General features: G+C 50.3%; 6 protein-coding genes. 5 read left to right on the top strand and 1 reads right to left on the bottom strand.

Translation table 11 applies throughout. From position 1 onward, the window contains the following. Positions 1-15: 15 nt before the first annotated feature. Complete coding sequence (locus tag PPL9_RS09005) at positions 16-8,316, bottom strand: non-ribosomal peptide synthetase (protein ID WP_082596680.1); 8,301 nt, start codon at positions 8,314-8,316, stop codon at positions 16-18. 393 nt (positions 8,317-8,709) lie between these two features. On the opposite strand from PPL9_RS09005, the gene PPL9_RS09000 reads away from it, so the two are divergent. The 5 genes from PPL9_RS09000 to PPL9_RS08980 are packed head-to-tail and all read left to right on the top strand — an operon-like array spanning position 8,710 to position 13,272. Next, positions 8,710-9,948, top strand: a complete 1,239-nt coding sequence (locus tag PPL9_RS09000; protein WP_057462390.1) for an MFS transporter — start codon at positions 8,710-8,712, stop codon at positions 9,946-9,948. A gap of 35 nt (positions 9,949-9,983) precedes the next feature. Next, positions 9,984-11,030: a GSCFA domain-containing protein gene (locus PPL9_RS08995; RefSeq protein ID WP_057462389.1), complete on the top strand. Its 1,047-nt coding sequence runs from the start codon at positions 9,984-9,986 to the stop codon at positions 11,028-11,030. Continuing rightward, complete coding sequence (locus PPL9_RS08990; RefSeq protein ID WP_057462388.1) at positions 10,999-11,712, top strand: hypothetical protein; 714 nt, start codon at positions 10,999-11,001, stop codon at positions 11,710-11,712. Before PPL9_RS08995 ends, PPL9_RS08990 begins: the two co-directional genes overlap by 32 nt. Beyond that, positions 11,699-12,337: a hypothetical protein gene (locus PPL9_RS08985; RefSeq protein ID WP_057462387.1), complete on the top strand. Its 639-nt coding sequence runs from the start codon at positions 11,699-11,701 to the stop codon at positions 12,335-12,337. The genes PPL9_RS08990 and PPL9_RS08985 overlap by 14 nt, the downstream gene beginning before the upstream one ends. Positions 12,338-12,360: 23 nt before the next feature. After that, the gene (locus tag PPL9_RS08980) at positions 12,361-13,272 is read left to right on the top strand and encodes a TauD/TfdA family dioxygenase (RefSeq protein WP_057462386.1); all 912 of its coding nucleotides are present in this window, start codon (positions 12,361-12,363) and stop codon (positions 13,270-13,272) included. The last annotated feature ends 144 nt before the right edge of the window (positions 13,273-13,416 follow it).

Here is a 13,416-nt window from a genome sequence, read left to right as displayed (position 1 = left end):
CAATCTGCTTCTGCGTCAGGAATATTCTTCGGCTGCTTCCAGCTCTTCAAAAATGTAATCGAGTGTCTGCTCAATGGTGGGGCGCTCGAAAAAGATGCGCAGCGGCACTTCCATTCCCAACACATCATGCATTCGGGCAATAATGCGTGTGGCTCGAAGAGAATGTCCGCCAATGTCGAAGAAATTGTCGCGTATGCCGACACGCTCCAGCAGCAGCACCTCGGCCCAGATACGCGCAAGCTCCTCTTCCATCGGGGTTTCAGGAGGCACGTAACTGGTGATCGGCTGAACACTGCCGCTATCGGGCTCAGGAAGCTGGCTACGGTCTATTTTGCCGTTAGACGTCAAAGGCAAGGTATCCTGCTGCACATAGAGCCCCGGCACCATGTACTCGGGTAATTGACTGGCGAGGATGGTACGCAATGCAGCATGATCTAGCGGGCCAGCGCCTTTATCAGGGCATACATAGGCTACCAACTGCGTGTCTTTGACCTGATCCTGATGGGCCACGACGACAGCATTGGACACGCCTTCACTCTGACACAAGGCCTGCTCGATCTCGCCGGGCTCAATCCGATAGCCACGCACTTTGATCTGGAAGTCATCTCGCCCCAAATACTCGATGGAGCCATCTTTCAGATAGCGCCCAACATCACCAGTCTTATAAAGGCGCTCTCCAGCTTTGAACGGGCTATCAATAAAACGTTCTGCTGTGAGTTCAGGGCGGTTCAGGTATCCGGTGGCAACACCTGGCCCAGCAACATAAAGATCCCCCGCCACACCGGGGGCGGCAAGTGCCAGATGTTGATCCAGAACATGCATCGTCATGCCTGCGATGGGGCGGCCTATAGGAACAACTGGCGGATAATCTGCGTGATGTTCAACCTCTTGCGCTGTGCAATATATGCTTGCCTCAGTAGGTCCATAAAGGTTCTGCAGACGTACAGGCCCCAGCACTTCGAAACAGCGCTTTGCCAGATAGGAAGAAAAGGCCTCACCACCGCACAGCACAGACCGCAAGCTCGAGCAAGTGTCAGCCCCTTCACAAGACAGGAAGAAGCCCAACAGAGAAGGGACGAACTGGCAGACTGTGACCTGATACTCACCTATGAGTTCAACCAGATACGTACCTTCCAGTAAGCGGGAGCGATCCGCCACAATTATGCTTGCACCACAGGTAAGGCTGGCGAATATCTCAACCACTGAGATGTCAAAGGTGAGAGAGGTGGACAGGAGAACTCTGTCTTGCTGCGTGATTTGTCCTTGCTGCTGGAACCATGCAACGAGATTAGCCGGACCTTTGTGCGGTACCATCACGCCCTTAGGTTTGCCCGTGGTGCCAGAGGTGTAGATTACATAAGCTGTGTCTTTGTGGGAAACCGATGCATTCAAGTTTTCATCGCCAAACGCCTGCCAGCATGGATCATGCTGATCCAGATTAATCAGCTTCTCAGAAACACCCATCTCTACCATTTGAGGTAGCGTGACATCATCACATAGAACCAGAGCCGGAGCGCTGTCTTCAATCAGGTAAGTGATGCGCTCAAAGGGATAGGTTGCATCGATTGGGACATAGGCTGCGCCGGTTTTCAGGATGGCGAGGAGTGCGATAACGGCATCAGCGGTTTTTAGCATGCACACCGCAACACGGTCTTGATATCCAACGCCTTTGGAAACCAGGTATCTGGCAAGCTTGTTGGCCCGACTGTTCACCTGAGCATAAGTGAGTTGGAGTTCATCAGTGATCAAGGCAACCTGATCACCGCGTGCCGCAGCAGCGACTTCAAAGCCGCCATGGAGTGTGTTTGAACTCTCCGAAAACTCTGGCCCTGCTGCACATTCAAGGAGCTTGGTCTCCAGATCCCGATCCAAACCAACAAGTTGATGTGTTGGTGTCGTTTCAGCCTCTGGATAGACTTTTGTGAGGTGTTGCAGCCCCTCCAGTGTCATCCTCAAAAGTGCAGATGCATTGCAGCCATGAGGGGCCTGTGTCTGGACTTTGAATGTCCCTCCGAAGTCATCAATTGTCAGGTTGAACGGGTAACTGGTGCCATAATGGCCGGCGAGGTACGTGGCGCCTGGTAAGTCGCGATGAGAGGTACCTTGAGACCCATCCGACAGAAGCTCGGCATGGCGAAAGTTGATCAACGAAGTGATGAGTGGTGTAGCACGGTCCACTCCACTAGCTTCAATCGCATCGGTTAGCGAGGAGAACTCATGGTGCATCAGATTGACAAGTGTCTGGTGGACAGCACGAAGGGCACTCACCCAATCCCGATCAGCAAGCTGGATGCGCAAGGGGAGGGTGTTGATGAAGGGCCCCAGTATCCGCTCAGCATTTTCGAGCCCCTGCAATCGACCAAGGAGAACTGTGGCAAAGCAAATATCTTCCTGCCCAGAACACCTTGCCATGACCAGAGCCCAGACGAAATGAAACACTGAAGCTGTACTCACCCCTAATCGGCTGGCAAGTTCTCTGATGTCTGCAGTCAGCGCGCTGTCGGTACTGCTGCTATCAGTATCCAGATCTGCGCCATGAACATGCTCACCTGTAAGGCCAAAGGGTGCTGTGGCGCTTTCAAACCCACTGAACAGGTCATGAAAGAAGTTGCGTGTGTCCTCCTTGCGGCTCTGCTCCTGTTGGAACGCAACATATTTTCCAAACTGAACCGGGGCAGGCAACGCCTCACCTTGCTCCATCATGAATGCTTTGACCTCAGCATTCAGCTGCTTGAGTGATGTGTTGTCGTCGATAATGTGGTGGAATAGTTTAAGAGCTAACCAGCGTTTTTTGTCAGCATCATAGCAATAATGAACGCGAAGAAGGGAGGGTTCGCGAAGATCAACTTTTGTTACTCGTGGATCAAACAAGGCCTGAAGCTTTGCAACTGCATCTCCAGTCCCTTCAAGGCTATCAGTCTCCAACTCGCAGGTTTTCAGCTCAACAGTCTTGAGAACAACCTGAAGTGGCTTTTCCAGCCCTTCGGACACAAACACTGTGCGCAAAATGTCGTGGCGATCCATGACCTTTTGGAGGGCCGCAAGATAGCTCTGCAATGCTTCAGCGGTCTCAAATGCCATCAGGCTCCAGAGCAGATAAGGATCCCCTTGTTCTGAAAGCCGATGATGGAAGTAAATACCTTCCTGTAATGGTGTCAGAGGGTAAATGTCTTTTACATTTTGGATGCCACCGGACACCGAGCCTGCATCATGCTTGATCTGCATTTGCGAAAGGCCGGAGATAGACATTGGGCTTTGGTTGGTGTCGGTTTCTCCAGCAGTTGAACTCTGTTGGGCACTTGATTGAATGTGTTGCGCAAGATCCTTGAGCACTGGCCTGCGTAGCAAATCCACCGCTGCCAGATGGAAGCCTTTTGCATGCAGAGAGGCCTGCACTCTTGCAGCTAAGAGTGAGTGACCACCAAGCTCGAAAAAGTTGTCAAAGCGGCCAACCTGTTTGACCTTCAGAATATCCGCCCAAACCTGAGCTAACAGCGTTTCGCGGTCCCCCTCTGGACCTACCAAGGTGTTGCTTTTGGTCTGTGTAACGTTGTATCTTTCAAGCGCTTTGTGGTCCAGTTTACCGTTCTGGGTCAGCGGTAGCGCCTCTAACTCCACGAATACTGAGGGCACCATGTAGCTTGGCAGAAGATTAGCTGCAAAAGAATGGAGCGTGTTGGTGTCCAAGCCTGTTCTTTGTGCCACGGGCACATAGTAGGCGACCAGCAGGGCATCGCTTGTGGCTTCATTTCTGCAGGTGACTACAACGTGCTGAAGCTCATCGTGGGTGGCGAGAGCGGCTTCGACTTCGCCCAGTTCGATGCGGTATCCGCGCACTTTCACCTGACTGTCGTTGCGGCCCAGATACAACAAGGTGCCGTCAGTTGCATACCTAGCCAGATCCCCTGTTCTATACAGGCGATCACCGGGTAGAAACGGATTCTCAATGAACCGCTCCGCGTTTAAGGCAGGACGGTTAAGGTAGCCTCGTGCAACGCCAGCTCCACCGACATATAACTCTCCGGCTGCACCGAAGGGCACAGGCATGAGGTTATCATCCAATACATGAAGGCTCAGATCATCCAACTGGCGACCAATGGGACTGCTTTCTGAATAGTGATGAATGTTCTCAGCTGTGAGCTCTTTGTAGGAAACATGTACGGTGGTTTCTGTGATCCCGTACATGTTCACCATCTGACAGCCCGCATTGCCAGGGTTATCGAACCAGCTTTTGAGCATCGGTGTTGAAAGGGCTTCACCACCAAACACCACTGAGCGCAATGCATGTGGCGTGTTGGCTTCGGCCTGTGCCACCATGAAAGCACGAAAGGCGGAAGGTGTTTGACTGAGAACTGTTACCCCTTGTTTGCAGCACAAAGTGTAGAACTGAGCAGGATCACGGCGCACATCCTCTGGCACAATTGCCACAGAGCCGCCCGTAGAAAGAGCTCCCCATATCTCCCAGACCGAAAAGTCAAACGCGTAGGAATGGAAGAAGGACCAGACATCGGAAGATGTGAAGTTGAACAGAGGCTGGCAGGTGTCAATCAGACGTGCAATGTGCCGATGTTCAATTTGAACGCCTTTGGGTTGCCCGGTAGACCCTGAGGTGTAGATGACATAGGCAAGATCCTCAGTGCAGACAGGCTCCAGCGCAGGACCTATCGGCACTGAGAGGTCTGTGTTTTCTGCAAGAGCTTCAAAAAAATGGAGATTTTGATTGTCTGGCAAACTCGCTAGAGATTGGTGCGTTGCACGGCAGCATAAAATCAAATCTGGCGCACTATCTTGAAGAATAAAGGCCTTCCGCGCTTCTGGCAGTGCGGGATCGATTGGAAGATATGCTCCACCAGCTTTCCAGATTGCCAGCAGTGCCACGATCAAATCGGCGTTTCGTTCCATACAAACGCCGACCAGCTTCTCCTTACCTACACCATGAACACGTAGCTTCATGGCCAAGCATGACGCTTGCTTTTCTAATTCATCGTAGGAAAGGGATGTTTCATCCTGAAGGATCGCGGTGTGCTGAGGCTGGGATTTTGCGAGCTGTTCCAGTCTATGGACGACCGCGCTTGGCGCACTGGTCTTGGTCGGTTGGGTAGGCGCGCTGAGCGAGAGCAGATGATTTCGTTCTTCTTCGCAAACTGCGCTGAAACTGGCAACTGACAGGCTCGGCTCAAATAAACACTGCTCCAGCAATGCGAAGAAATTTTCCTGCATGCGTTCTATGGTTTGAGGCTGAAAGAGGTCAGTCGCATAGTTCCACAAAAGAGTCAGCGCCGGGATATCAGCATTGACAGAGGAACGGGGGAGAATGACCACCTCAATATCAAATTTGGCAGAGTTGTTGCTGTAGGCTTCGTATAGCGAGATGTTCAGATCATCTCGCGCAAGCTCTGGTACCTTTGAGTTGTGGTAGCTAAAACCAACTTGGAAAATGGGGTTTCTGGAAAGGTCCCGTTCAGGCTGCAGCGCTCGGACAACTCGTTCAAACGGCACTTCTTCATTGTCATAAGCATTAGAGAGTGTGCTTCGCAGTCGGTTCAGATACTCCGAAAAACTTGGGTTGTTAGACAGATCGGAGCGAATAACGACACTGTTCACAAACATGCCCAGCATATGTTCTGAAAAGCTGGTTTTCCGGTTTGCGACGGCGCTGCCTGTGAGTAGATCTTTTTGGCCTGTGTAGCGGGAGAGTAGAAGATGGAAGACACCGAGAAGCACAGTATAATCTGTGTGACCACTGGCCTTACAGTAGGTTTCCAGTTTTTGAAGCAGCGTCCCTGTTAGTTCCAAACGGGACTGTTTGCCTTTGAACGACATGGTTTCTGGGCGCGAGGCATCTGTTGGGAGAGCGAGAGTAAAGTTGGCGCCTGAGAGTTGCTCTTCCCAATAGGCCAGCTGTTTTTCATAGGTTCTCTCTGCGTCCTCACTCTGCTGCCATCCCACGTAATGCCGGTACTGGGCAGGGACAGGCGCGAGATTGGGCAGTGCTCTATCTGCGAAAGCCTCATAAGCCTCTAGGAACTCAGAAAGAAAGATATTCGCGCTCCAACCGTCATGAACAAGGTGATGTTCAATGTGCAAGAGTGCGGAGGAGTCATCAGCAAGCTTGAACAATACCCAGCGAGCCAATGGCAAGCAGCTGGTGTCAAAGGGTTTTGAGACCTCGCGATCAACAACCTTCCAGAGCTCTGGGCTATCCATTGAGGTGTTCAGGTCCACCAGATCCAATCGGGCAGGCACAGGTTGATGAACTTTCTGACAGGTCGTACCAGAAGCATCCTCGTGAAACGTGGTGCGAAAAATCTCATGACGCTCGACAATCAGGTCCAATGCTGACTGCAACGCGGATGCATCTACTTTGCCCTGCATCCGGATCAGACATTGAGCGTTGTATGCAAGAGAGCCCGGCGTTAGTTTTTCCAATAACCACACCCCGTTTTGTTGATGAGAAACGGGGAAGGTGGTTCTTTCCAGATCATAATCAGTCAAAGACCTCTCGGATCTGTCTGGTTCTTCTGAAGTTTGGATCTTTGCCGCGAGTTCGCTGAGTTTCTTTCCGGTAAATACGTCTTCTAGTGAGAGGACTGGACCAAACCGTTCACGGCACCGCGTGAGAAACTGAACAGCATCAAGGGAAGAGCCACCCAGAGTTTGAAGTGTGTCATTACAAAAGACCGTTTCGACGTGGAGCAAATCTTTCCAAAAACCAGCGAGGATCTGCTGCGTTTCTGTGTTTGGAAGCTCATTTGACTGCGCGCCGCGGGCATATCTGTCAGGAGCTGGAAGCGCTTTTCGATCTATCTTGCCATTTACATTTAGTGGGAACTCATCGAGCAGAATAAACGCGCTCGGTACCATATAGTTTGGCAAGAAGGTGGAGAGGTTCGTTTTAAACTCGTCCACGTCAGGGACAAGAGCACCATCTCGCAAAGTGAAATAAGCGAGGATTTCCGGGTCTTTTGAGTAGGCTGTTGTCGCGGTAACATGAGCGTGCTCTATGCATTCAAGCTTAGAAAAACACTTCTCAACTTCCTGCAATTCAACACGATAGCCACGCACCTTGACCTGCTCATCCAGACGACCGAGGAACTCCAGCGTTCCATCTGCAAGTCGTCGCGCGCGGTCTCCTGTGTTATAGAGCCGGCCAGTTGCAATGCCGGGAACGGAACGGAATACTTTCGCAGTAAGATCTGGCTGGTTCTTGTATCCACGGGCTAACCCGATACCACCCAGCCACAGAGTGCCGACCTCACCATCTTTCACTTGTTTCAGGTCATCATCGAGAAGATGGACATCAACGTTTGAGATCGGTTTGCCTATCGGAACTGTATCCGAAGTACCAGTCTCGCCGTTGGTCTTGTAAAGTGTTGCGCATACAGTGTTTTCAGTCGGACCGTATGCATTTATCAGGTTAACGTGCCCGGACCAGCGTTCCACGAGTGACCACGGCATTGCCTCACCCGCGACCACCACTGTCTTTAGGCTCGAATAATCCAACGGGTCCATGCGACTGGCAAGAGAGGGAGGCACTGTTAGATGAGAAATACTTCTGTCTTTAATAATGTGCTTCAATGCATCTCCGGCTAACAGCGTGCCGTCGGGTGCAAAATGAAGCTGAGCTCCGCAGCACAAACTCACCAGAATTTCAGATATTGAAGCATCAAAACCTAAAGATGCGAACTGAAGGACGCGAGAGCTCTCATCCAAACCAAAACAGCGTGCTTGCTCCAAGGCTAGATTTAGCAGACCACGATGCTCAATCATGACACCCTTGGGTTGTCCCGTAGAGCCTGAGGTGTAGATGATGTAAGCAAGCTGATCTGGTTTAACCGATTGGCTTGTGCTACTAGTGAAGGGAGTTGGATCCAGCTTAGAATAATTAATGATCTGCAATGAGTTCGGTATCTCGGCAGATAACTCCTTCACAAGAGACGCTGTTTCGTCAGTGCACACAACGACACTGGCCTTGCTGTCCTTAAGCATGAACTCAAGCCGTTTGCGTGGGAGATTATTGTCCAGCGGGACATAAACTCCTCCAGCTTTATGAGTGGCAAGCAACGCTATTATGGCTTCTGGAGTGCGAGGCATACACACTGCAACAGTAACTTCGGCCCCAACCGCGTTGGATTGCAGAACGCTCGCAAGTTGGTCTGTTGCAGCAAGCATTTCGCGGTAACTGATAGTCTTTCCATCCCCCACTAAGGCTGAATTTGAAGCATTTTTCGTCGCAACTTGTTCTATGTGCGACACGACATTGCCTAGGTCACCTGGGTTCATCGTAACCTGGTTGCGAGGATTAGTTTCTTCCATGAAACAACTATCATTGATTGTGTAATTGAATAAAAATTTATATTACTGAGAGTTATTTGTACTTACTCTCAGTCCATACGTCCGTTTAGATCGGATCCTTGGAAGTAAAGATGAATCTTATTCATTGAAGCCTCGGGTATTAAATTTTTAATTGCTCAAACTTTCTTTCTAATATATCACAAAGTCAAGTTATAATTCGAATCTGAAGGCATCTTGTTAGCGTGCTGGGGAAACAAATGAACCACTCATATTTGAGGGAGAGCATCTCATTATTGATATGATCGACAAGCTAGGGGGGCTGGTCGAGTAATGATTGTGAAGTTTTCTATTACAACTAATTCGCTGCGCAATTTCCGCGCCGAACGTCTTCATTAACGAGCAGGTTTTTTGTTCATGCCCGTACAAAGTCACCGGCAATCATTTCTGCGTCAGTTCTGGGTACTTCCGAGACCAGCAAAAACTGTTCTGGTTGGCACCTTTTGCGCACGCTTTGCATCGTTCATGATCTGGCCTTTCTTCGCGGTACTCATGGCACGAAACTTCGGAACCTCTATTGCCGAACTTGGGGTAGTTTTTTCGCTGTCGGCGTTTGCTGCGCTTATTGCTTCGCCTGTAAGTGGGATTATAGCGGACAAGTTGAATCGTCGCGCGATCATGCTGATCAGTGCTTTAAGCATCTTAGGGCTCTATTGCGTTCTGGCGTTTGGAAGGGATGAGCGGATCTATTTTGCGGTCATTGTGGGCATGTCCGTTGCCAATGGTGCACTCGAGCCGCTTTTACGATCTGCATTGGGGGACTGCGCAGCGAAGGATGAAGACCGACCACTGCTGTTTCACATACGCTACTATCTGGTCAATATCGCAGGTGCGTTAGGGCCTTTGTGCGGGCTATGGTTTGCAAACCAAAACTCAAACTTCGCTTTTCTGGCAGGTGCGGTGGCGTACGCTGTTCTCGCGCTCTGCATAATGAGAAGTGTCGCGCCAAGCGTTGTTGTCTCAGACAGGGAGGAGATGCCGGTTTCGACACTGTTAAAAACAGCAGTAGTGGATCGTCTTTTCCTGACACTGTTTATCTCAAATTTCTTCCTGGTCATTCTGTACGCACAAATAGATGAGCCCCTAACATTTTTCCTGATGTCTCTCGAAACGCCTGACATCAATGGGATTATTGCCTCGATCAACGTTACCAACACGAGCGTCGTTTTGATCGTCCATCTGTTCTTGATGAAGTGGCTGGTTGAGCTTGAAGAACACAAGGCCATTCTGGCTGCTTTCTTTTTCCTGATGCTTGGTCTGCTGGTGATCGCTTCCAATCGCTCTGAAATAAGGGAGTTGTGGCTTGTTGCGATAGCACTTGCGACATTGGCGGAAATTATCGCCATGCCTTTGTTTGCCACAGTGGTGGATCGCACCGCTCCTGTGCGTCTTAGGAACAGCTATATGGGCCTTTATATGCTTTCCAATGCGGGCGCTGCTGCGGTGCCATTTGCTGCAGCAATGGTGATTGAACGTATTGGTGGAGGGCCATTGTTCCTCACATCCGCGATAATGTGCGTACCGGTAGCTTACCTGGGTTTCCGGCTGCTCAGTGCAACCAGACAAAGAGAAAAAATTGCGGAGCAGGCCAGCTGAACCGCTGACCCATCTCATGTGAGGAGTGGTGTGAAATGAACCCGTACAGTTTGCTGGCTTCCAACAAGTTCTGGCGCCCATCGGTCGCAGAGCGAGACTATTTCTCGATCTCGCAGGTCTGGACCCCGAAGTTTCAAATACAGAAAGATGCGGCCATAATAACTGCTGGGTCTTGTTTCTCTCAGAACATGGGCAAAGAACTGCAGCGGCGAGGGATGAACTGGTACAATGCAGAGCAAGCACCTGACGGTTTAAGCGCTCGGGAAGCCCTTGATCAAAACTATGGCGTTTTCTCATTCAGAACAGGAAACATCTATACTGCACGTTTGTTGTTGCAATGGCTCCAATGGGCTTTTGATGAAGTCCCCCAGTCTAAAGAGACTTCGAATAATGGAGAGCGGTACTTCGATCCATTCCGGCCCAATATTTCCCCAGATGGCTTTGAAAGCCCTCAAGCCATGTGGGCATCACGTGAAGACACCCTTGCAGCCATTCGCAAAGCAGTAAGCTCTGCTGATCTGTTCGTGTTCACTATGGGTTTGACAGAGGCCTGGCTCAATACGGCAACAGATGTTGTCTATCCCATGTGCCCTGGCACAGTGAAAGGCCGATTTGATGAAAGATTGCATAAAGCGCAAAATTTTGCCTTTGCAGAAATACTCTCTGATTTTCAAAAATGTATCGATCTTATAGGAAGACACAATCCCAACCTGCGTCTGGTGTTTACCGTTTCACCGGTTCCGGTCACAGCGACATTCACGACGCATCATGTGCTAACAGCTTCTACCTATACCAAGTCTGTTCTGAGAGCTGTGGCAGGGCAGTTGGAAGCCTCCAATAAGAACGTCGAGTACTTTCCCTCTTACGAACTGGTTGCTTCTCCTCCCATGAATGGAGTGTTTTACAACCCCAACAAGCGCACGATCACACCAACCGGCGTCCGATTTGTAATGGATCATTTCTTTAATGGCATTTCTTCTGCTGATCAGATGCAGCAAGGCCATTCAGACGTCAGCACGCAATCACTCCTGCCAACTGAGGATATCATCTGTGAAGAAGAACTACTCGACTATTACAAATGACATTCAGTTCTTGTTGTTAGGAGACTCCCACGCTGGCGCAATTGGGCGTGCGGCCAAGGAAGCTGGAGTCCCGTTCGTTGGTGGTCCGATGGGGGCTGGGCGCGAGTTCACAGCTCCTTTTGTTGACTGGAATAACGAAGATCCAGTTTTTCGAAGTGGCTATGCCAATGAAATGTATCGGTCTTTTCTGGAGGAACTCGATGCAAATTCGCTGCAGGATGTAAAGGTTCCACTGCTCTGCACTTTCGGCTTTGCGCTGCATTTTTACGCAACCACTGAAAACTGGGAGATATACAGGGAGATTGACGGAACGCTGCCATCAGCCTTTCTGGAAGGCCCTCTGTTTCATGACCTTATCTGTTCCATGGTACAGGGCGCTTTGGATTTCTACCGCACCGTTCTCAAAATGGGAGTTGAGGTGATTGCCGTTCTTCCTCCCCAGAAAGTACCTGAGACTTCAGAGCTAAGTGTTTTCCAAGCAGCGCAAAACGTGATGATTGCAGAAGCAGAACGCTTGGGCCTTCCGGTTCTGGACGTTCGCGATGGTACTACGGGTTTCGATAAATTACAGAACGAAGACTTCTCGCAGGAAAATGACCCGATTCACGGGAATACTGCATTTGGTCAGGCTATTTTGAATGCGTTTTCCAGTCAGAGGATATCAGCTCATGTTGGTGCGTGATTTGGAGCAAATACACATTGAGGCTGATCTGGCGAGTTGTATCGTGTCTTTGTTGACCGATGGTACGGTTCAGAGACTCCATGCGTACATGGGGCGAACAGTCCTGGTGCTTGGAGTTGAAGCAGCACAGATGCGTGGGGAGAGCACCCGTGAGCTGGAATGCCTCAAAGATTTGCATGGCAAAGCAGCGATAGGGGATATGCCAGTTTTAGAGCATTGGCTCGACGCGTTAGAAGATGCTTACTTAGTCCTGTTTCGCCTTGCGTTCGTTGCGGAGAAAACCTACCGCGTTTCACACTCCAGTGCGCTTGAGTTTGCCGCGGGCAATAAAGATATGATCGAGAGCGAGTTTGGCTCTGCGGAAGCTTATGCTGATTATTATGGCACTTTAAACAGCGAAGCCAACACAAGGGCATTTGCTCGGGCAAATGCGCAAGTTCATTCCAACATAAACGCCAAACTGTTTACTGATGGCTCGCTGCAGGGGGCAGATACGACTACTCTCCTCAGCCTGTTTAAAGCTTCGGCCTATGCCTTTGCGTGTGCTCATGCATTTGGTGAATTGGAGAGGCGTTACTGTGAAGCTTTGCTACGCCTCGTTAGAGGCCTCCAAACTATTGCTTAACTATTTTCCAGGGAGAGAACTTCATGCACGAACATGCTCTGACAGCTATTGAAAGTATTGCGGCAGCGCCTCGAGAAACCTATCGGCATATTCAGCTGGACCGCCTTACACCGGTCATTGGCGCTGAAGTTTGTGGAGTAAATTTATCTGAAGGCGTAAGCAAAGAGCAGTTTGCTGAGATCCACCGTGCCTTTCTTGAAAACCACGTCCTGGTGTTCCGCAATCAAAAACTCACCAAAGACCAACAGAAGGAATTTGCTCGGCAGTTTGGTACACTGCGTGCTCTTCCACTGAGTGATATTGATGGTGATGATCCAGAGATTGTCTTAATCCGTGCCGGTAAGAAATCTCGATTTGTAGCAGGAGAGGTTTGGCATACAGATGGCACAGCTGATCCTGCCCCTTCGCATAGCTCGATGTTGTACATGCATGAGACACCCGTGCTTGGATGCGGTGGGGATACCTTGTTCGCGAACATGCATCTGGCCTATGAGATGTTGTCGCCTGTGATGAAAGAGTTCTTACTTGGGCTCACTGCAGTTCACGATGGAGCCGTGCCGTGGAAGGGCTTCACACCACCAGAAGGGCTACCTAAAACTGAGCACCCAATAGTTGCGAAGCATCCAGAGACAGGCAAGCCAATGCTTTTTGTGAACTCAGGTTTTACAACGCACATCCCGAGTTTATCCGAGGACGAGAGTGATGCCATTTTGAACATGCTCTTTCAACTCGTTGAACGCGAACAAGCATTCAATTGCCGTATACGTTGGGAGCCGGACACATTGGTATTTTGGGATAATCGCTGCACGCAGCATCGGGCAGTGTGGGATTACTATCCATACTCCCGCTTTGGCGAGCGCGTGACTGTTTTAGGCACTCAACCGGCCGCCGCAGAACCTCATCGGATCATGAAGGAAATGGAGTCGGCAGACTGAGTACCTCGCAACATGGCTTCATTCGTTTGAAGGATAGGGGCTCTGGCCCCTTCCAGTTAAGTATCTTATTTTAAGCCTTACAGATGTTCACAGTCAGGTCTGATAAATGTTGCAACCAAGCAGAAGTGGCGGGGGGGGGGGAAT

The sequence above is a fragment of the Pseudovibrio sp. POLY-S9 genome, assembly GCF_001431305.1.
GTDB lineage: Bacteria > Pseudomonadota > Alphaproteobacteria > Rhizobiales > Stappiaceae > Pseudovibrio.
The sequence above is the reverse complement of the archived record's forward strand: the minus strand, read 5'-3'. Positions and strand labels throughout refer to the sequence as shown.

Coding starts and splice junctions, on each gene's coding strand:
- PPL9_RS09005 (WP_082596680.1), bottom strand. CDS start 8,316: ATGGAAGAAACTAATCCTCGCAACCAGGTTACGATGAACCCAGGTGAC.
- PPL9_RS09000 (WP_057462390.1), top strand. CDS start 8,710: ATGCCCGTACAAAGTCACCGGCAATCATTTCTGCGTCAGTTCTGGGTA.
- PPL9_RS08995 (WP_057462389.1), top strand. CDS start 9,984: ATGAACCCGTACAGTTTGCTGGCTTCCAACAAGTTCTGGCGCCCATCG.
- PPL9_RS08985 (WP_057462387.1), top strand. CDS start 11,699: ATGTTGGTGCGTGATTTGGAGCAAATACACATTGAGGCTGATCTGGCG.
- PPL9_RS08980 (WP_057462386.1), top strand. CDS start 12,361: ATGCACGAACATGCTCTGACAGCTATTGAAAGTATTGCGGCAGCGCCT.